Origin of the sequence: Enterobacter sp. TMH.L2, assembly GCF_050847315.1 — a bacterium.
Lineage (GTDB): Bacteria > Pseudomonadota > Gammaproteobacteria > Enterobacterales > Enterobacteriaceae > Cedecea.
In genome coordinates this window covers 3,494,362-3,513,401 of the sequence record NZ_CP193791.1, presented here as the reverse complement: position 1 = coordinate 3,513,401, position 19,040 = coordinate 3,494,362, and the positions used below count along the sequence as shown (strand labels likewise).

Sequence of the window (19,040 nt, the reverse complement as noted above, 5' to 3'; positions counted from 1 at the left end):
GTGGGTGAGGTCAGGCCTGGTGCATCAAGTCCTGATACAGCTCTGCGAGCACGCCGCCGGGGCGAAATTGCTGTTTGATCCAGCGAGTAACCTGACCCGTCGCCGCGTGCTGTGTGGCAAGCAACATGCGGGAATGCTGGCGTGGGTTATGGACCTGGCGGGTCACCAGCAGGCCGTTTTCTACCTCGCGACGCGCCATGTAATCCGGCAAAAAACCAATGCCGTCGCCTAAAATCTGGCACTGGCATTTGGTCGGGAAGTCCGGTACCACCAGGGTTTCCTGGCCGTGCAGCAGCCAGCCCACTTTTTTATTAATGGTGGAGGCGGTGTCTTCCACCATGATATTCGGATACAGCCTGAGCTGGCTTTCGGGGATTGGTTCCTGTGCCGCGGCGAGAGGGTGATCTGGCGCGATAGCGAACGCCCAGCGGATAACGCCAATCTCCGTGTAGTCAATGCCGCCCCCGCCCAGCAGCGCATCCGGCGCGCCGATGGCAATATTCACCTGATTGTTGAGCACCGCATCCCAGACGCCGTTGTACACCTCGGTGGTGACGGCAATCTGGCAGCCGGGAAACTGCTTTTTCAAAATATTCAGCAGTCTGGCCGTGTGCTGAGGCGTGTACAGCAGATGGTTAATGCAGATCCTGACTTTCGCTTCAATGCCCTGCGAAATGGTCTCAATGCCCCGCCGGATCCCTTGAAAATCATTCAACAAGTCGCTGGCCTTGCGGTAGAGATAGATCCCGGATTCGGTCAGCTCAATGCTGCGGGTGTTGCGGATAAACAGCGGCGCATCGAGCCACGTTTCCATACGTTTTATGGTGTAGCTGATGGCGGAGGTGGTCACGCCCAGCTCTTCGGCAGCCCGGCTGAAGCTGCCGTAGCGGGCGGCGCAGGTGAAAGCCTGCAGGTTCTCTTCGGTAAAGATGGAGTGCATTCCGGGCTCCCTTCGATGACGCGTGATGCGGGGAGTTTGACACATTCTGAAAAAGATTATTAAAACACATTCAACAATAGCGGCATCAGCGATGAATCTTTTTTAAGCGGATGTTTTTCCCGCCAGGGCGTTGTTATTCTCGAATTTCGACCATAACCGCGAACGACAGGAGAACATGATGTCTGACAACGAGCTGATAACCGGGTTTTTGACGGCGGCTTTGAACGGGGACGTGTCAACGCTGAAAGCATGCGTGGCGCAGGGCGTGGATATTAACGTCACCAACCGGCAGGGCAGAACGGCCATCACCATCGCCAGTCTGAACCAAAAATATGACTGCGTGGCGCTGCTTATTGAGGCGGGTGTGGACATTAATCAGCAGGATGAAACCTGCTTTAATCCCTTCCTGATTAGCTGCCTGAATAACGATCTCAAGCTGTTGCGCCTGTTGCTACCCGCGAAGCCTGACCTGACTCGCTTAACGCGTTTTGGCGGGGTGGGTATTACGCCTGCCAGCGAGAAAGGCCACGTCGAGATTGTGCGCGAGCTGCTGGTGCATACCGAGATTAACGTCAATCACACCAACTTCCTCGGCTGGACGCCGCTGCTTGAGGCTATCGTGCTGAACGACGGCGGCAAAAAGCAGCAGGAGATTATCTCGCTGCTGCTGGAACACGGCGCCAACCCGCACATGACGGATAAATACGGTAAAACGCCGCGGGAACTGGCCGAAGAAAAAGGCTACCGCGAAATCGCTCAATTGCTGAGAGAGGCGGGCGCTTAGCCGCTGTATGCCTGACAACCACCATCACACTCTGGGTAGAAAAATAATAATGACTGAGATTGAGAAAAGCCGTCGCGACTTTATTAGCGGAGGCGGCAAGGTCGCCGCAGCCTGCGCGCTGTTTGGGGCTAGCGGCACCGCAGCCTGGGCCGTGAAAACACCTGCAACCGCCTGTGAGAGCAGCCACCAAATGAATGCTATCAGCGAAAAACACTATTACCTCGACAATGTGCTGCTGGAAACCGGGTTTAATTATGAAGGCGAAACCGCCGTCAGTACCCGCACCGAACTGCACACGTTAGAAATCAAAGACGGCAAAATTGCGGCAGTTCGTGCCAATAAATCGCACCCTGACGGCACGCTGCACAGCTATGACGCCGGGAGTAAGCTGTTGCTGCCGGCGATGCGTGATATGCACATCCATCTGGACAAGACGTTTTATGGCGGCCCGTGGCAGGTACATAACCGCCCGGAAGGTACCACCATCATGGATATGATTGCCTGGGAGCGTAAAATTCTGCCGGAGCTGCAGCCCTACACCCGCGAGCGCGCCGGCAAGCTTATCGATCTTATCCAGTCCAAAGGGTCGACGATTGCCCGTAGCCACTGCAACATTGAGCCGGTTTCCGGGCTGAAAAACCTTGAAAACCTGCAGGCGGTGCTGGCGGAGAGAAAGTCAGGTCTGAACTGTGAAATTGTGGCGTTTCCGCAGCATGGCTTGCTGCTTTCAAAATCTGAACCGCTGATGCGCGAAGCGATGCAGGCCGGGGCCCACTACGTAGGGGGGCTGGATCCAACCAACGTGGATGGCGCGATGGAGAAATCCCTTGATACCATGTTCCAGATAGCGCTTGATTACGACAAAGGCGTGGATATTCACCTGCATGAAACCAGCCCGGCGGGCGTGGCGGCGGTGAATTACATGGTGGAAACGGTTGAGAAAACCCCGCAGCTTAAGGGAAAACTGACCATCAGCCACGGTTTTGCACTGGCGACCCTTACGCCGCAGCAGGTGGATGATATTGCCACGCGCATGGCTGCCCAGCAGATCAGTCTCGCTTCTACGGTGCCCATCGGGACTTTGCATATGCCGCTGAAGCAGCTCCAGCACAAAGGCGTGCTGGTGATGACCGGCACCGACAGCGTGATCGATCACTGGTCGCCGTACGGGCTAGGCGACATGCTGGAAAAAGCCAACCTGTATGCGCAGCTCTACGTTCGCCCGAGCGAGTTTAGCCTGTCGCGTTCGCTGGCCATTGCCACCGGCAATGTTTTGCCGCTGGATGATAAAGGTAAACAGGTGTGGCCGAAGGCGCAGGATGAGGCGAGTTTTGTGCTGGTGGATGCATCATGCTCAGCGGAAGCGGTGGCGCGTATTTCGCCGCGTACCGCGACCTTCCATCAGGGCAATTTAGTCTGGGGAAGCGTGATTTAATCCGAGGTAGAATAGCCTGCAAAAGCAGGCTATTTATTGACACTTTACCGAACCACAAAGACCGGGAAGCGGGCATGGCGAATAATGCTGGAAGCGTTGGAGCCGAGCAGGTGGGTGGAAATAGACGGGTTCTTCGAACCTACAATGATCACATCCGCATGAATGTCCTGTGCGACTTCGTTCACTTCGTCCCTCACCGAGCCGTAGCGAATCTCCAGCACGACGCGTTCTTTAGGCAGTGAGAAGTGCCCGCGCAATTCTTCCATCTTTTCTTCGGCGTTTTTCTTCAGGTATTCGTCGAATTTACGGATGTCAGAGGAAAAACCGTGGGTATTAAACAGCGGGGATTTAGGCAGAACGTACAGAAGGTGGATTGTGCCCTCAGACTCTTTCGCCAGATATTCGGCATGGCGAATAGCTTTATCCGTGAGCTCCATTTCAAAAACATCCACCGGCATTAAGATGGTTTTATACATCGTTCAGCTCCTTTTGGTAACGTTTCAACCATTCTGGCACTAACGATGCGGTTTCGCCGTGATCTGGCGGGGAAATAAGGCATTTATCCCCTCGCCCTGGAAGGGAGAGGGGATAACCAATGTTTCCCAGGCTTTTATTTTCTCCCTCCCCCTTTGGAGAGAGGGCTGAGGTGAGGGGCGATCGCGCCTAGTTACGACCCGCCATCACGCCGCCGTCAACGTCCCACAGGGCGCCTGTCACCCAGGTGGTATTGTCGGACAGCAGGAAGCTCACTACTTCGGCAACGTCGCGTGGTGTACCTACGCGGCCAATCGGGTGGAAGCTATCAAAGCTGCCCATCACGCCCGCCACATCCTCTTTAGGAATGAAGCCTTCATAAATTGGCGTATGCACCACGGCCGGAGAAACCGCGTTGACGCGAATACCGTGCGAACCCAGCTCAATGGCAAGATTCTTCGTCAGCGCATGCAGACCGGCTTTCGCCATGGAGTAGGCGGAAGATGGTGTTGCGCCGATGGCCTGCTGCGCCCACATGGAACCGATGCTGACGATTGAGCCTTTGATGCCGGCGGCAACCATGTTTTTCACCACTTCGCGGGTAATGAAGAAGGTCGCGCGGTTGATGTTCATGTACATGTCGTAATCCGCCTCTTCGTGTTCGGTAAAGGCTTTCGGGAAGAAGACCCCGGCGGCGTTCACCAGCAGGCTGATGTCGCGGTGCTCGGCGTTAATCACGTCCATCACTTTATGCATCCCTTCGCTGCTCATCAGGTCTGCGACGATGACGGACACTTCCCCGAGGGCAGACAGCGCCTGGCGTGCCTGTTCGGCTTTCTCCGCGCGATTCCCGACCAGCACAACTTTCCCGCCGTTTTCCAGCACCTGACGGGCGCTTTCCAGACCCATACCGCTGGTGCCGCCAACAACTAAAAGTTTCTTACCTGCGAATGATGTAGACATGATGACCTCGTTTCTCTTTGCTTAATAAGGTGAAGCAGCCTGCCTGGCGCTTCGGAATGGCGACAGAATGCCAAACCTATTTCGGCCTGGCGAAGCATAAGAACTTGCATATCGAGAAAGAAAAACTATCTTGTCGGTATGTCGTCCTTGTCGAAGAGAAAATATGAGATCGCTGAATCGCCTGAAATGGCTGCACGCCTTTGAAGCCACGGCGCGCCACGGCAGTTTTACCGGCGCGGCGGAAGAGCTGGGCGTAACGCCCGCCGCTGTGGGGCAGCTTGTTCGTTCCCTGGAAGAGTGGGTCGGCCATCCGCTGCTGCACCGCACGCGCAGCGGAAAAGAAAGACTTACGCTGGTGGAGGAAGCAAGGGAGGCGCTGCAGGACATTACCGTTGGGCTGGACAGCCTGGAGCAGGGATTGAATAAGCTGCGAGGTGCCAGAGCCCGCGCGGTGGTGGTGATTACCGCTTCTCAGGTACTGATGATGAACTGGCTGATGGAGCGCCTCAACCGCTTTTCCGAGGAGCATGACAGCATCGACCTGCGCCTTAACGTCACGGAAAAACTGACCGATGTGCTGCACGGCGAGGCCGATGTCGGCCTACGCTGTGGTCCCGGCAGCTGGCCCGGTTTACAGTCAACGTGGTTAATGGACGAAGAGGCGGTGATTGTCTGCAGTCCGCATTTGCTGACTGGCGTCACCGAAGCTGACTGGCTGTCGAAACAGAAGCTTATTTATGATGATACACCGCATCCCGGGGCGAATTTCCCGGAGTGGGAAACGATTTCTCAGGACATTGGCGTGGCGTTGTGTGAGCAAAACGGCCTGCACATTAACTCTACGTCGGCCGTTATCCTGGCAGCCCTAAGCGGGCGTGGTGTGGCGGTGGTGCGCAAAGCGCTGGTCCAGCAGCTAATCGATCTTGGGCAGCTGCGCCAGCTTTTCCCGCAGCACAAATGGCCGCTGACCTGGTCCTATTTTATCGTGCGTTCAGAGCGCTCCAGTCGACGCCCGGAGGTGACGCTGTTCCATGACTGGCTGGTGGCAGAGACGGGCGCTACGCTTAAGTAATGGAAAAACTCATCGAATTAAAGCGCGCCAAACGCCTGGCGCTCTCACTTTTGCTGATTGCCGCCGCGACGTTTGTCGCCACTTTGTTCTTGCCCCCTAATTTCTGGGTGAGCGGCCTGAAAGCAATTTCTGAAGCGGCGATGGTCGGCGCCCTGGCCGACTGGTTTGCGGTGGTGGCGCTGTTTCGCCGCGTACCGATCCCGTTTATCGCCCGGCATACCGCCATTATTCCGCGTAATAAAGACCGTATCGGCGAGAATCTCGGCAAGTTCGTGCAGGAAAAGTTTCTGGATACCCAGTCGCTGATTGACCTGATTCGTCGCCATGAGCCGGCGCAGATGATGGGGAGCTGGTTCCGGCAGCCCGAAAATGCTCAGCAGGTAGGGCGGCATATGCTCAAGGTGATGGAGGCTTGGCTGTCTCTGACCGATGACACGCGGATTCAGGGGCTGATTCGCCGGGCGGTGCACAAAGCTATTGATAAAGTCGACCTCAGTTATTCCAGCGCGCTGCTGCTGGAAAGCCTGACCAAAAACAACCGTCATCAGGCCTTGCTCGACTCGGTCATAGCTCAACTGCTGGCGCTGCTCGAGAAACCGGCCAGCCGGGAATTTATTGCCCGCCAGATCGTCCACTGGCTGGAAACTGAGCACCCGGTTAAGGCCAGAGTGCTGCCCACCGAATGGCTGGGCGAGCAAAGCGCAGAGCTGGTGTCCGACGCCGTTAACTCTCTGCTGGATGACGTGAGCCAGGACAAAACGCATCAGCTTCGCCGGGCATTCGATCGCGCCGTGCAGCGGCTTATCGACAGCCTGAAAAATGACCCGGAAATGGCGGCTAAAGCGGAAACGATCAAAAGTTACCTGAAGGAGGATGAGAAGTTTAATCTCTACCTCGGCGAGCTTTGGAATGACCTGCGGGGCTGGCTGAAAACAGATATCGCCCGCGATGATTCGCGGGTGCAAAAGCGCATTGCCGAAGCGGGGCAATGGCTCGGGGAAACGCTAACGGCCGATGCTTCGCTGCGGGCCTCGCTGAATGAGCACCTTGAGCAGGCTGCCCGGCATATCGCGCCGGATTTCTCAGCTTTTCTCACCCGGCACATTACCGACACGGTGAAAAGCTGGGACGCAAAAGACATGTCGCGGCAGATTGAACTCAACATCGGCAAAGATCTGCAGTTCATTCGCATTAACGGCACTCTGGTGGGGGGCTCGGTCGGACTGGTGCTCTATTTACTTTCACAATTGCCGGGCGTGATTGAGGGCTGGGGGCTGCGGTTTTAAGGCACAGGGCGCAAAGCCCTGTGCAGCGTGGTTAGCCCTGATGAGGCATCAGTTTTGGGTCACCGGCAAAAGCGGGTTTACTGCTGCTTAGAGCCTGTTCGTCAGCGCCTATCGAACCGCTGTTATCCGCCCAGACACCTTCCTGCGTTTTGCTGATGGCCTGATGCTGGCCGTTAAGGTTTTGCCCCATGGCGGCGATGTGCTGGCTTTCTGTTCCACCGCTGTTGTCGGCCCAGGGAATGACGGGGTCGGCCGCTGCGGCGAATAAAGGCAAGCAAATCGAGCTGGCAAGCAGCATTTTGATGGCTTTATGCATGTTATTCACCTGCTGACATTAGCGTTTTGGGTGCCAGCTCCGGAGGAGATGGCGGTACCGATAAGTCTACTGCGGCGAGAAATATGCGCTGGCGAGGAAAAGTAAAAGAGCGTGTCATTTGCCACAATTGCTTACCGACGATATCAAACTATTCAATAAGATAGACAGTGAATATGTTTCTTGTGAAATAATTAATTCGCTAATGATAATGGCCGTTATTTATTAAGTGACTGAACCGCCCAATAACCCGGCAGGACCCATGAACAATTTTTAGGTATCATTTCGTCTTATTTTCAATGGGATATTACTGCGGTAACTGATGACCCTTAACCATTTCTGCTATTGTCTTCTGATGTTCGCCGCGCTGGGCAGCACTTTTATGCCTCACTCTTTGGGCATGTGGTTTGTACTGGTGAATGTGCTCACGCTGCTGGTTTACGGTGCTGACAAACTGGCTGCGGTAAAAGGCTGGCGGCGCGTGCCGGAGGCAACATTGCTTCTCTTTGGGCTGACGGGCGGTTGGCCCGGGGCGATTCTGGCTCAGCAAAGTTTTCGCCATAAAACTCAGAAACAGCCGTTCAGACGCTGGTTTTTTATTACTGTGATAATAAATTTAATTGCCGTTATTGTCGTGGCATATGAGTTTTATTTACCCAGGTAATATTAATTTTGTATGTTCATGAAAGCGATAAACGCCGGGGATGAGGTGATGTCAGGGCAGTTTAGCTGCCGGGGGAAGCATTACATCTGGCCGAATGCCGAAAAAGCGGATGACGTGGCAAATACCTGTCTTGTTCGCGGAAAGCAGAATCAAAACAATATTATCTACGTTACGCCCGGATGTGTATATTTTTAATGTTGCCGGTGAATGTTTTCGGTTGAAGCATAAAGCAGGATAAATTAAGAAAGCTAAATGCCATGTGGATAATACATGGCATTTTTATCTTTCTTGCTGCAGGGAGCGTATTGAATGAATGCGCGTTGATAAATATTCATAATCTGAACACTGAGAAACCCTTAACGCTATTTAAATTAAGGGTTTTTTTGAGTGTTATTTATTAATTAAATTCCATCTTCCATTTTCAATAGCAAGAATTTACTTTTCAATCCTTCTATTTTGGCTGATAGCGCATACAGTTGCGCCGGTGGTATCTGCCTGTCGTTATCTTTTAAACGTTGGATCTGATTGAGCTGATTCTCTACCATAGTGCTCTGCCGGTAAACTGTTTCACGTAATTGATATATTGCCGTTTTTAACTCGGAAATAGTCATATAGGAGGTTCGTTTTTGTTCCGCCTCTAAAAGTCGTTTTTCAATGGCTGTAAGCTGTGAAATCAACTCTTCATAGGTTGTATTAGCCGGCGCAGATTTGCTGGCAATTTCCTGCTTGTTTTTCCATTGAGTGACCAACGGATTATCTTGCCAGATGCTGTTGGTCACTCGCAGTACGTCTGGATTATCGGCACTTTGGTAGAGGGACAAAATGGAAAGTGCAAAGGCTGCGCCAGCTGCACTCCAGCAAAGCTTATTGGGCCAGGTTAATGGCCGGGATTCGGGGAGCTGCAGGTGTGTTATCGTGGGTTCCAGCTTTGGCGCTGCCGGTACGGCGGGTTTGCTCTGCTGGGTTTGCTGCTGGAGCATTTTGATGTTCATCTCCAGCCACAGTGAGAGCTGCCGAAAAACATCTCCCTGGGAAGATTGCAGCTCAACGGCCTGGGCTTCTAACATCCCCGATGACATTAGCAACTGTTCCATCGCCGGGATGTTGTCCGTCTGTAGCGGAAGGCAATAAATTAACGGCGTTAGGTACCGGCAGTAGCTATCGATCATTTGGCGACGCAGATCGAGCGCTGACAGGGGAGGCCAACAGGGAGGATGCTGTTTGGCAAAACCACTGGTAAAGACCTGGGTTGCACTGGCAACACCTTTCCAGCCATTTCGCTGACAGGCAATCAGGCAGTACCACATCCCAATTTGAAGGTCGTAGCCAAATTTTTGGAATAGCTGATTGCAGTCCTTTTCCCGTTCTCTCCACCAGTTACCGTCGTCTGAATAAATCTTCCAGCGGTGCATGTCGTTGCTGAACTGGAGAAAAGTATGATGGCCACGCGGATCGTGGCTGTTAATTTTCAGCGTGCGGGTATGCTCAGAATGGATGGACTCGCTCATGTTGTGACCTTCTCTGCGCGCAGGGTGAGGACTTTTTTACTGACGTCGATTCTTAAGGGGATTCCCGGCGCGCCATGCAATGCGCTGTCGGCCATCAGCGGGAGCAGATGCTGATTCAAAACCTGATCAATATCGCGGGCACCACTTTGAGCCACTCGGCAGCGCTCGGCAATCCAACTGACGGCTCGTTTGCTGTAACCCGGCTGCGCGGAGGCATCTGCTGCTTTCTGGTATCGCTGGCACAAACGCTGCAATTTAAGACCAATGATTTCATTCATCGCGTCAGAAGAGAGCGGCAGATAGGGCGTCAGCGTCATGCGCCCCATGAGTGCCGGGCTAAATACGCGTTCAAATTCCGGGCGAATGGCATTACACAGCGCCTCAGGGCTGATTTCCCCTGAATCATAGGTTGCCATCAACGTTTCGCTGGCGAGGTTGGACGTCATAATAATCAGCGTATTGCGGAAGTTGATCTGCTGGCCTTCTGCGTCCTCGATCTGGCCCTTATCAAAGATTTGATAAAATAGCTCCATAACGTCCGGGTGGGCTTTTTCTACTTCATCAAGCAAGACGACAGAGTAGGGATTGCGACGAACAGCTTCAGTAAGTACGCCACCCTGGCCGAAGCCGACATAGCCTGGAGGGGAGCCTTTCAGGCCGGAAACTGAATGCGCTTCCTGGTATTCGGACATATTGATGATCACCATGCTTTCCTCACCGCCAAACAGCAATTCGGCCAGCGCAAGCGAGGTTTCCGTTTTTCCCGTGCCGGATGGACCTGCCAGCATGTAGACCCCCATTGGCTTGAGCGGGTCCCCCATACCTGCCCGGCTGATTCGTACCTGCTGCGCGATCTGTTTGAGAGCGTGATCCTGACCAATCACTCTTCCGGCCAGTCGCTCAAATAAAGCATCGATTTGCTGATGCTCTTTCTCCAGCATTCGCCCTAGTGGAATGCCCGTCCAGTCGGCCACTACATCTGCAATGCAGGTCGCATCGACACATTCAAATACCATGGCATGTTGCTGATGTCTGGCCGACAGTCTCTCCCGGCCGTGGGAAATAAATGCGGCATCTTTGCTGTTCAGCAATTGCTGAACCAGGTCATTTTGTTCCCTCCATTCCTTGGTAAGGGCTTCAAGCTTTTGCGTTAACTCTGTGGTTTGCCGCGTCAATATTTCAAGGCGCTTTGGCGCTGTGTCTTCTCGTCTCAGGGCTTCACATTCACTGCTAATCGCCCGTAGCTGGACGTTGAGCGCTTCAATTTCTTTGGGTTCGTGGGTTTGAGACACGGCGACTCGGGCACAGGCCGTATCCAGCAGACTGACGCACTTGTCCGGCATTTGCCGCCCGGCGATATAGCGATTGGAAAGAGTAACCGCCGCATGGATCGCGCTTTCTAATACGGGCACACCGTGGTGTTGCTCCATTGCCGGAGACATTGCTCTGAGCATGGTTGTCGCATTTTCGATATCAGGTTCTGCGACTTTGACAACCTGGAAGCGGCGGGTTAATGCGGCATCTTTTTCGAAGTACTTTTTATATTCAGCCCAGGTAGTGGCGGCAATCACGCGCAGTTCGCCGCGAGCCAGGGCGGGTTTCAGGAGATTGGCCGCGTCGTTCTGACCCGCCTGGCCACCGGCGCCAATCAGCATATGGGCTTCATCAATAAACAAAATAATGGGTTTGGGGGCACGCGTGATTTCTTTTAGCAATGCCTGAAGACGGTTTTCAAATTCTCCTTTTACGCTGGCTCCGGCCTGCAGCAACCCAAGATCCAGGGTCAGAACTTCCATCGCTCTCAGTTCAGGCGGCACCGTGCCCTCGGCAATCCGTAGCGCCAGCCCTTCGGCGATAGCTGTTTTACCCACGCCCGGTTCGCCCGTCAAAATCGGGTTGTTTTGCCGGCGTCGCAGCAGGATATCGACCATTTGCCTTATTTCAGATTCACGTCCGAGCACGGGATCCAGGGCACCTTTTTGGGCCAATTCGCTCAGATTGCGGGTATATTTTTTCAGTGAAGACTGCGTGGCAAGGTGGTCATTATTTGGCTGGGAACTGGCTGGCGAAGAAGCACGAAGAAGTTCATTAACTTTGTCCGATTCGCAGTGCAGGGCATCCTGAACCTGTTTAGTGAAAAGCGGTTTAACTATATCGCTGAAAGCGCTGGCAATTAGCGCTTCAGGCGTTAGTGTGCCGCTTCCCCACCGTGCGCTGGCCAGCATCCACCCATTCGTTAACCACTCTACCAGCTCGGTGGAAAATACCGGCGTGGGCACCTGCGCTTTATTCGCCTGGGTCAGCGCATGTTGCAGCGCACTGAATAACTGGCTGACGGGTAAACCTGTTTGCAAACTTAGCGTTTCAAATAAGGTGCTTTGCTGCTGAATGATAGCCAGCAGCAGGTGCTCTGGCGTCACCTCCGTATGCTGCTGGGAGGCTGCATGACTAACGGCAGTATCGAGCGCGGCTCGGGTATCGGTATTAAGTCTGCTGATAATAGATTTTAAATAATGGTTCATCATTTCTCCCATCAGGTATTAATTGCACTGAGCGATATCGCCGGGCAGCGCTGAAATAGGGTTGCTAAGTTGTGTTTCTGAACGAAAGGCAAGGTCGGCAATTTGCGTGTTAAGACTGTCAATGTTTTGCGCCAGGGCATCCCAGCTTTGCCAGGCCGTTTCCAGTTGGTTCGTGTCGGAGAGGGCAAACCGCACCAGCAGATGTTTGATTCCGGTCTGTTTGAGCAAGTCTTCATCGTCGCCAAATTCATCGCTTTGGAATAATGCTTCGCCGGAATTAAAGCGGCGAATGAAGGCCGGCCAGGCGTCTTCGCCATAAAGGCGATGGTGGACGGTGAACCCAGGGAAAATGACGCTGACAGTGACGTCGGTACACTGGCCGGGCTGCCAGCTAAAGTCATGTTTGTCGGCAAAGTTCATGCTGAGAAATTTCTGTTCACCCTTCTGGCAGCTCAGCGTTAGCTGCGTACCGGTAGGCACTAGCTGTGCGCCACCTGGCACGGAGGCTGGCATACTGGCGACATTGAGCTTCCAGATTTTTTTCGACAGCGTGGTTTGTTCGCCTTCCAGGGTGGCCACTTTTGCCACCAACGCCGCCATTTGGTCTCCGTCTCGCGTTGATTGCCGGTCCTGAACTTCCAGAAGCTTTTCTGCCGAAAAATTGTGCCTGACGAGATGAATAAACTCCTCGGTCAGAGGAGCCTGTATGCCGGTAAAACTGACTGCCCCCAGGCCGTTTTTAGCTTTTGCGAGGAAAGGGCTGGCGGGGCCACGCAAAAAATCGCCTACCAGCTGTTGGCTTAGCGCCTGCTGCTGTTCGTAGTCACGGGTTTCGTTATTTTTCCCCAGGGGCCAGATGACAGATCGTTTCCATTGTTCATTAAGCCAGCAGGCGCTCTGATGGATGGCATTCGCCGCTAAGCGGCGGGCATCATTTTGATAAAACAGCCATACGGCGTTGATTCCTGCGTCGGTATTCTGAGGTGTCAGGTGTTCCTGAAGCGCGGTGAGAGCCGGTAATAAATCGGTTAGCGGATTACCGTCACCGTTATCATTTTTTGCAAAAAGGGCTCGGGTCAGGTGTGCGTCAGGGATCCCCTGTGATACGGCCTCTTTGACGGCTTTGTTTCGAACGTCCTGCCAGTGAAGCCATGCCCGATCGGCGGGCGCGGAACCGCCGGGGATGTTGTTATCTTTTCTGCCTTGTAGCCAGGCGATAAAAGACTGGCGAACCTGCCTGTCTATTTGCCTGGTACGGCGTACCATGGCACTGGTGTTTGCATCGGCTGACAGTTGCTGAAGCTGGCGAAGCGTTTGCAGCCATGGCTGCGCCTGGGCAGCCGTTATGCCCTGAAGTTCGTTCAGTGTGCGGTGCATAAATTGCATCGCCGCACTTTTATTTTGCCCCATTGCGATGAGATGCGGATGCGACACCTTTGAGGGCGTTGTAGGAGACAAATGGGCGCTCACCTCAATCAGATATCGCTGCCAGGCATCCTGTCGCCGTGCCGGCCATCGCATTTTTTCCTGCGTAAGAATAGGCAGGGGATGAGCGACCGCTTTTTCCAGGGTATTTATCCACCCGAAATAGGTTTTTTCACCCTCGAGTGTCCAGAGACTTGAGAGCGCTATCGAATCGGAGAGCGACGGCCACCAGGCCGCTGCCTGAAGTGGGGATGGCATAGCGCCAGGTGCAACGAGCCACTGCAGAGCTGGATCGTGATTCACTAAACTCTCCAGCAGCCGTTGGGCCGTATGCAGCCACTTTTCGCCGTCCGGGCTGCGCATGAAGTGGCGTTCTATCGCCATAACAGTCAGCGGAGAGAGCGTTTGTGGGTAATCACGCTGCAGCAAGGCTTCTTTTACCGATGCGTTTTTTTGCAGTTCATCAAGCGTGGCGCCAGCCCGCATTTGCTGCCAGGTAATTACCGCATTGGCCAGGGAGAGGATAAGAGCTCGCTGCTCTTCAGGGGCCGCACGTAATACCTGCCATTGATAGGCATCCAGAGCAGCCTCTGGTTGACGTTTACTGGATGGCGACTGCACTAAACGTGTTTCTGCTTTCTCTCGCCGCTGCTCAAGTAAAGGCAAAAACGGCAGATAGCGAGGGGAAAGAGAATGTCGCGCTTCATCTTTGGCTAAAAATGCCGCCAGGCTATCGGGGGACTGTTGGGGGGCTTTGGCGTTTAGATAGTCAAAGCTTAGCCACGCGCTGGCCGTGATCCAAACTGCGATAAATGCGATTGCAACGGAGCATATTTTTCTGGCATGGGAGCGCTGGAACCAGTGTTGATTGCCCCGACGCAGGCCAAGATCTTTTAAATGGTGGGCCAGTAGATGATGAATAAAAAGCCCCGTCCGGCGGCTGCGATTTTCCTCTAAAGGTTCCGTCGCACAGAACCATATGCTGCTGAGAGTGGTGTGTCGAAAATACGCGTTGGGTTCGCACAAAGACGCCACGGTATAGCAAAGTGAAGGCTCCAGCCGGGAGAACGCTTCCGGGAAGTCGAGTAGCGTGGCGTATTCAGTTGCCGTGAGACCGTCAGAGCGCCCCATGCTGAGCCTGATGTGTGACATACCCTGTCTTAACGCTGAAAACAGCGGTTGCAGGATCTGCTCATCTTGCCCATCTATATGCGGGGGTTGGCTCCATGTGTAGCCCAACGGCTGTAGGCGTTGCTCAGAGGAGAGCTGCTGAGCCCAAAGGCTGAAGCCGGGAAAACGATCGCATTGGGTAATTAAAATATGCAGCGGCAGCTGTTCACCAAAACGACGAACCAGCGGCTCGAGAAGCGCTCTTTGCTGGCGGATAAGTGAATGCAATGCGCTAAGATCCTGGTTTAGCAGCGAAGTTACCGGAATCGCAATAATCACGCCTGCGGGGGCTGGCATGCTTGTGCACCATTGCACCAGCCTTTTCCATGCCTGGGCGATAGCTGGTGAACCGGAGAGAAAATTACTGGAGACGTCCAGGACGCAAAGTTGGCGGAAGAACCACCAGCGCAGCGTTCTGGTTGGTCTTATCTCGGTATCATCGGCGCTATTATAAAATGTTGGCAAACCAGCGCTGGCCAACAGCGTGCTCTTTCCGCAGCGATCGCCCAATATCAAATATAGCGGGACTGTCTCTCGCTGACGGCGTGCCCCTTTGATAATGCTGGCCCCGGTTTTCCAGTGCGCTTTCAGCACAAATTCACGGCGGGAAAGACGATATTTTTCAAAGAGGCGTCGCCCTTTTTTGCCCTTTATTATCAGAACAAGGCCATGCCCAGCGCACCATAACAAGACGGTAATGAGCAGCATTGACAGGCAAAAGACCAGTATTGAGGTTGTACTCCAGTTTTGCCATAAGCCGAGGGTAAAGCTAAATAAAACCGAGAAACAAAGAACCAGCAGCCAGCCGGTAAAACACGCTAATTTTTTAAGCATAGTATTCAGGACATATCGTAAAGGGCGAAAAAGAGAATCGAATAAAGCAGGAATACGACCAGCGCGGCCAAAAGAAGCGGGCGCAGCCGCTGGGAGATGGAGGTGGATTTTGGCATTCGTTCCGGCATGATTTCCGCCTCATTCGGCCATTTTTGCCATTTTTCGGGCAAGCAAAGTTTTCGCTGTTCTTCGATCACGATATGAAGAGGCTGTTTGTCTTCAGACGTGCTGTACTGGCCCTGAAAACCTTGCTGCAGGCAAAAGAGAAACACTTTGCGTGCCTGGCCATACGCGGGGTTAAGCTTCTCAAGCTGAGTAAAAAAAAGTTCTCCTGCCGTTGTGATATTTAAATACTTACGCTGCAGCAGCTCACTTCTCCAGTGATGCCGCCAGGGAATGTCAGAACTGAGAATGGCTTCATCCAGCCAGGCGATAACGGCGATACGTGCCGCTTCTTTTTCATCCCCGCAGGTATCCTGTAACGCAGCGTCCTGTTCTGCTTTTTCGAACAGCTTGATGCAGAGCTGACGGCTTTGCTCATAGTCGGTCAGCTCGTTTCCCCCCGTGATATGTAATACCTGCTTGAATACCGGAAGATAGCTGTCAAGGAGCTGCATTATTCCGCCCCCATAAAAATCACCTGAACCACAAGATCGTCGGGAGCGTCATCCCAGTAAAAAACAATATTTTTTTGATTTTCAATGCTTTTCCATAGGTCATCTTGCTTTTGTATCATGAAGTAGAAAGCATCTTTACGGTTAGGTACGCCTCGTGGGGTTGGCGTTAGCCGGGAAACTGGAATGCCCGGTAGGGCATGCTGAATCAAGGTGTGAATGGCCGATTTTGCGGCAACTTTAAAGTTTGAACTGTCCGGGTTGGACGCGGTTTCTGAACTCAGCATTAAGAGAACATTGCCGGTTTTTTCCCACGGTAATGCCTGCAAATCGCCGTAAAAAACGCGCTGCTCGTCTGCAACTAACGACACCCAGGTGTTGTCTTCTAACGTCAGGTTATTCAGAAGGGCAAGAATGAATTTTCTGGCGCTGGTGAAGCAGGCGCAGAGGTTGAAATGGTCGTACGGCAGTAAAGGGGTTTCACCTTCCCACTCACCGTTGAAAGAACACTGCTCGCTAAAGCTGGAGAGCTCACCGATAAGCTGCAACAGCTGCCCATAAATGTGCCATGGATGCATGGAGGATACGCGGCAGCAATGCTGTAACAGAGGAAGAGCGCGGTTTAATGAACGCATGACCAGCAGTTGAGTCATGTCCCCCGAGCTGGCGTTTTTGAGCTGATCCGAACGTTTGTACTCCGCTAGCTGGTGCGCGCGATTAGCCAGTTCAGCATACAGACCGTCCAGGAGCGTTTTTAGCGCCGGCGACCCATTCAGCGTGATTACGGGAGGAGCAAAGTTTGGATCGATGACTACCCTGTCATTTTCATAGCGAAGCCTTAATAAAGGTAAAAATTCACAGTCGACGACGGAGGCTTTTTCATCGTCACTAAGGATCTGAACATTATATAAAATTCGGGATACGCTACATTCCGGGCCGTTGAAGTAAACGTCTTTCATGACATCTTCCTGGCGAGGTTTTAGCCATCGACTGTTGGGGGAGTCCCCAACATTGACATGGCCTGGATCGAACCGGCGTAAAGCTAGCCAAAGCGTGAAGGGTTTTTCAATTTGCTTCCAGGCTTCACGGAACATGCGAGGCTGTAAAAAGCAATTTCCGGGATATTCGAGATAATCACCGGACGGCAATATAGCCTGCAATCGGTCTATCTTGAGGGTGAAGTCCACCAGTGTTTCAGGATTGAAATCACAGTGAATAAGGCCGGTGTTCCAGGGTTGCGACAGCTGGCGATGCCGCGCCAACATATAGTTGTGGTGTAAATCGACCGACTGTAGATGCTGTGGCTGAAGGTACACGCCGGAGTACCAGTAGATCTGTTGAAGTTCTGGATACACGTTATTCTCCTGTGTCCGTTGGCGCGGTGTTATTGAGCGTGAAGGGGGCTTTTTCTGCCCCGGAGAACTGGCTAATACTGTCGCTGCCAAGCCGAATATTCAGCGTGACGGGGGTCAGATGTGCTTGCCAGCCAGGCCGCAACCAGCCTGATTTTGTGCTGGTGACGGGCACGGGTACGAGGGCCATATGCTGACTCTGTGGAAAGGGGTAATACCCCGCCACGACGGCAAAAAAGCGCGTATTCTCGCTGCGGTCTATATGCAGAGTGGCGTTTTGCCCCGGCATGGCGGCGTAGCGATCTATCTTGAGAATGTCGTTATGGCTGCCGGCGGCACGGAACAGGTTTTTCAGCGTCAGGGGCGTTGAAAATAGCTGTGTTAGCGTCTCAGCCTTGTTTGCCTGAATAATCAAAACGGTGCAGCTGTTTGCAATCCCATTCAGAGAATTGAGATCCGGATCCGCCTGAAGTTGCACCGTGATGGCCCCGGATGAAAAAGGTGCTTTAACCTGCTCTATAGCCAGTTTTTCAGATGCCTGTGAGTCGGCATCGGCAGCGCAGCCGCTTAGTAACACGACGGAGAGGAGCGCGATTAACATGGTTGCTCTGCGCATCAGTCCACTTTTCCTGTCAGTACATTATTGATTTCCCTGATACTGCTGCTGTCTTCGATCATTTCCTGCAGCCAGTCAGTTAGCGTCATGTTTGCCCAGCGTGCGGCTCTTTCCATCAGGAAAGGAACCGGGCTGGAGGGTTCTGACTGGCGAAAATAGGCCGCGATCGCCAACATTTGGCTGATGGCAAGCTCACGGCTCATTGCCTGTGGTGAATGGCGCACTGGCGCTTCTGTTGACTGCGGCGGAGAGTCTTCAAGAACTTGGGTAAGCGTGAGGGCTTCATCAGGAAGTGGGATCGCACGCTGTGTCAGGCGCTGAAGGTAGTCTCTAAGATCGCTCAGCGTTTGGCGGGTTTGGGTAAATAATTCCCCCTCCTGATCCTGGCTCAGCGAGGCATAGCGACTTTCCAGCGATTTCAATAGGGTGGTGATTTGTTCTACCCGAGCGGCCTGCTGACTGATTTCAATGGAGGAAAATGCGGCGGCCTGTTTGTCAAAGGTCGCCATCGTCAGATCCCCCTCTTGCTCTATCAGCGCATCAAGGGACTCCGGGTTGCTATTGATTTTGTGTTCAAAGGCGAGGATTTGCCGCCATTTTGCCAGGGTGGTGTTGGTCTGGCGCAGCATCGGCTGGGTAAATAAAATTTGATTGAGCTCGCGATCCAACCGCACCAGCTTGCTACGGCGGATGGTGAGACCTTCTTCTTCCAGCGACGGCCAGCATTGATACCAAAAGCGAGTCATGAACTCACTCAGAAAATCAATACTGCCCAGCAGGCCTTCCAGCCCTTTCTGGTGGCATGTTGCTTCGACAAACCAGCACGCAAGCTGCAGGTCTTTACTTTGTTCCGCCAGCGCTTGTTCACTCAAGGATTGAACAAGATGCCAGTCCGCCTGGCGAGGCTCGCTAACGGCCCAATCACCTTGGGGAAGATCGTCCTCATCGCTTTCTCGCGCCTGGCGGATTTGGTCGAAGACGGGTTCATACTCGAGGTGATTTCCCATAGGGTTGTCGAGCGATATTGGTGCCAGCAGAGTTGAAAAATCTGACTGCATAGAGAACCTC

Annotated in this window: 16 protein-coding genes; 5 read left to right on the top strand and 11 right to left on the bottom strand. The window is 53.3% G+C overall.

The window, feature by feature from the left end:
• Nucleotides 1–10 precede the first annotated feature (10 nt).
• Nucleotides 11–940, bottom strand: coding sequence for a LysR substrate-binding domain-containing protein (locus ACREYP_RS16930; protein ID WP_008455922.1), 930 nt, complete (start codon nucleotides 938–940; stop codon nucleotides 11–13).
• A gap of 178 nt (nucleotides 941–1,118) precedes the next feature.
• On the opposite strand from ACREYP_RS16930, the gene ACREYP_RS16925 reads away from it, so the two are divergent.
• Both ACREYP_RS16925 and ACREYP_RS16920 read left to right on the top strand, forming a co-directional pair.
• Entirely contained in the window at nucleotides 1,119–1,724 is a 606-nt protein-coding gene (locus tag ACREYP_RS16925) for an ankyrin repeat domain-containing protein (RefSeq protein ID WP_008455923.1), read from the top strand.
• 49 nt (nucleotides 1,725–1,773) lie between these two features.
• Nucleotides 1,774–3,159 carry an amidohydrolase family protein gene (locus ACREYP_RS16920; protein WP_008455925.1) on the top strand — a complete coding sequence of 462 codons (1,386 nt, stop codon included), beginning with the start codon at nucleotides 1,774–1,776 and terminating at the stop codon, nucleotides 3,157–3,159.
• Between the two features lie 44 nt (nucleotides 3,160–3,203).
• On the opposite strand, the gene uspG is transcribed toward ACREYP_RS16920, so the two are convergent.
• Together uspG and ACREYP_RS16910 are read right to left on the bottom strand one after the other, a co-directional pair.
• On the bottom strand, nucleotides 3,204–3,635 hold the full coding sequence (uspG, locus tag ACREYP_RS16915; protein WP_008455928.1) for a universal stress protein UspG: 432 nt from the start codon (nucleotides 3,633–3,635) through the stop codon (nucleotides 3,204–3,206).
• Between the two features lie 187 nt (nucleotides 3,636–3,822).
• Complete coding sequence (locus ACREYP_RS16910) at nucleotides 3,823–4,596, bottom strand: SDR family NAD(P)-dependent oxidoreductase (RefSeq protein ID WP_008455930.1); 774 nt, start codon at nucleotides 4,594–4,596, stop codon at nucleotides 3,823–3,825.
• A 163-nt stretch (nucleotides 4,597–4,759) separates the two neighbouring features.
• Between ACREYP_RS16910 and ACREYP_RS16905 the strand changes: the two genes are divergently transcribed.
• Nucleotides 4,760–5,668, top strand: coding sequence for a LysR substrate-binding domain-containing protein (locus tag ACREYP_RS16905; protein WP_336818530.1), 909 nt, complete (start codon nucleotides 4,760–4,762; stop codon nucleotides 5,666–5,668).
• Nucleotides 5,668–6,954 (top strand): DUF445 domain-containing protein, encoded by a 1,287-nt coding sequence (locus ACREYP_RS16900; protein ID WP_336818531.1) that lies wholly within the window; start codon nucleotides 5,668–5,670, stop codon nucleotides 6,952–6,954. Before ACREYP_RS16905 ends, ACREYP_RS16900 begins: the two co-directional genes overlap by 1 nt.
• Before the next feature lie 31 nt (nucleotides 6,955–6,985).
• Here ACREYP_RS16900 and ACREYP_RS16895 read toward each other — a convergent pair whose 3' ends face one another.
• Complete coding sequence (locus ACREYP_RS16895; protein WP_008455937.1) at nucleotides 6,986–7,270, bottom strand: hypothetical protein; 285 nt, start codon at nucleotides 7,268–7,270, stop codon at nucleotides 6,986–6,988.
• Between the two features lie 319 nt (nucleotides 7,271–7,589).
• Between ACREYP_RS16895 and ACREYP_RS16890 the strand changes: the two genes are divergently transcribed.
• The gene (locus ACREYP_RS16890) at nucleotides 7,590–7,931 is read left to right on the top strand and encodes a DUF1294 domain-containing protein (protein ID WP_008455939.1); all 342 of its coding nucleotides are present in this window, start codon (nucleotides 7,590–7,592) and stop codon (nucleotides 7,929–7,931) included.
• A gap of 401 nt (nucleotides 7,932–8,332) precedes the next feature.
• On the opposite strand, the gene ACREYP_RS16885 is transcribed toward ACREYP_RS16890, so the two are convergent.
• Genes ACREYP_RS16885 through tssA form a run of 7 tightly spaced genes read right to left on the bottom strand, consistent with a single transcriptional unit; the run spans nucleotide 8,333 to nucleotide 19,030 of the window.
• A complete protein-coding gene (locus ACREYP_RS16885) occupies nucleotides 8,333–9,439 on the bottom strand; it encodes a VasL domain-containing protein (RefSeq protein WP_336818532.1) in 1,107 nt (368 codons plus the stop codon).
• The gene (gene tssH / locus ACREYP_RS16880; protein WP_336818533.1) at nucleotides 9,436–11,961 is read right to left on the bottom strand and encodes a type VI secretion system ATPase TssH; all 2,526 of its coding nucleotides are present in this window, start codon (nucleotides 11,959–11,961) and stop codon (nucleotides 9,436–9,438) included. The genes ACREYP_RS16885 and tssH overlap by 4 nt, the downstream gene beginning before the upstream one ends.
• 18 nt (nucleotides 11,962–11,979) lie before the next feature.
• Nucleotides 11,980–15,390: a type VI secretion system protein gene (locus tag ACREYP_RS16875; protein ID WP_336818534.1), complete on the bottom strand. Its 3,411-nt coding sequence runs from the start codon at nucleotides 15,388–15,390 to the stop codon at nucleotides 11,980–11,982.
• 5 nt (nucleotides 15,391–15,395) lie between these two features.
• Nucleotides 15,396–16,007: a DotU family type IV/VI secretion system protein gene (locus tag ACREYP_RS16870; protein ID WP_008455949.1), complete on the bottom strand. Its 612-nt coding sequence runs from the start codon at nucleotides 16,005–16,007 to the stop codon at nucleotides 15,396–15,398.
• Nucleotides 16,007–17,359 carry a type VI secretion system baseplate subunit TssK gene (tssK, locus tag ACREYP_RS16865; protein ID WP_336818535.1) on the bottom strand — a complete coding sequence of 451 codons (1,353 nt, stop codon included), beginning with the start codon at nucleotides 17,357–17,359 and terminating at the stop codon, nucleotides 16,007–16,009. The genes ACREYP_RS16870 and tssK overlap by 1 nt, the downstream gene beginning before the upstream one ends.
• Before the next feature lies 1 nt (nucleotide 17,360).
• Complete coding sequence (tssJ, locus tag ACREYP_RS16860) at nucleotides 17,361–17,957, bottom strand: type VI secretion system lipoprotein TssJ (protein ID WP_498880993.1); 597 nt, start codon at nucleotides 17,955–17,957, stop codon at nucleotides 17,361–17,363.
• A gap of 14 nt (nucleotides 17,958–17,971) precedes the next feature.
• Nucleotides 17,972–19,030: a type VI secretion system protein TssA gene (gene tssA, locus ACREYP_RS16855; protein ID WP_336818537.1), complete on the bottom strand. Its 1,059-nt coding sequence runs from the start codon at nucleotides 19,028–19,030 to the stop codon at nucleotides 17,972–17,974.
• Nucleotides 19,031–19,040 lie beyond the last annotated feature (10 nt).

What these genes read in the sequence shown, in the direction of transcription:
- ACREYP_RS16930 (WP_008455922.1), bottom strand. Translation starts at nt 940, where the DNA reads ATGCACTCCATCTTTACCGAAGAGAACCTGCAGGCTTTCACCTGCGCC.
- ACREYP_RS16925 (WP_008455923.1), top strand. Translation starts at nt 1,119, where the DNA reads ATGTCTGACAACGAGCTGATAACCGGGTTTTTGACGGCGGCTTTGAAC.
- ACREYP_RS16920 (WP_008455925.1), top strand. Translation starts at nt 1,774, where the DNA reads ATGACTGAGATTGAGAAAAGCCGTCGCGACTTTATTAGCGGAGGCGGC.
- uspG (WP_008455928.1), bottom strand. Translation starts at nt 3,635, where the DNA reads ATGTATAAAACCATCTTAATGCCGGTGGATGTTTTTGAAATGGAGCTC.
- ACREYP_RS16910 (WP_008455930.1), bottom strand. Translation starts at nt 4,596, where the DNA reads ATGTCTACATCATTCGCAGGTAAGAAACTTTTAGTTGTTGGCGGCACC.
- ACREYP_RS16905 (WP_336818530.1), top strand. Translation starts at nt 4,760, where the DNA reads ATGAGATCGCTGAATCGCCTGAAATGGCTGCACGCCTTTGAAGCCACG.
- ACREYP_RS16900 (WP_336818531.1), top strand. Translation starts at nt 5,668, where the DNA reads ATGGAAAAACTCATCGAATTAAAGCGCGCCAAACGCCTGGCGCTCTCA.
- ACREYP_RS16895 (WP_008455937.1), bottom strand. Translation starts at nt 7,270, where the DNA reads ATGCATAAAGCCATCAAAATGCTGCTTGCCAGCTCGATTTGCTTGCCT.
- ACREYP_RS16890 (WP_008455939.1), top strand. Translation starts at nt 7,590, where the DNA reads ATGACCCTTAACCATTTCTGCTATTGTCTTCTGATGTTCGCCGCGCTG.
- ACREYP_RS16885 (WP_336818532.1), bottom strand. Translation starts at nt 9,439, where the DNA reads ATGAGCGAGTCCATCCATTCTGAGCATACCCGCACGCTGAAAATTAAC.
- tssH (WP_336818533.1), bottom strand. Translation starts at nt 11,961, where the DNA reads ATGAACCATTATTTAAAATCTATTATCAGCAGACTTAATACCGATACC.
- ACREYP_RS16875 (WP_336818534.1), bottom strand. Translation starts at nt 15,390, where the DNA reads ATGCTTAAAAAATTAGCGTGTTTTACCGGCTGGCTGCTGGTTCTTTGT.
- ACREYP_RS16870 (WP_008455949.1), bottom strand. Translation starts at nt 16,007, where the DNA reads ATGCAGCTCCTTGACAGCTATCTTCCGGTATTCAAGCAGGTATTACAT.
- tssJ (WP_498880993.1), bottom strand. Translation starts at nt 17,957, where the DNA reads ATGTTAATCGCGCTCCTCTCCGTCGTGTTACTAAGCGGCTGCGCTGCC.
- tssA (WP_336818537.1), bottom strand. Translation starts at nt 19,030, where the DNA reads ATGCAGTCAGATTTTTCAACTCTGCTGGCACCAATATCGCTCGACAAC.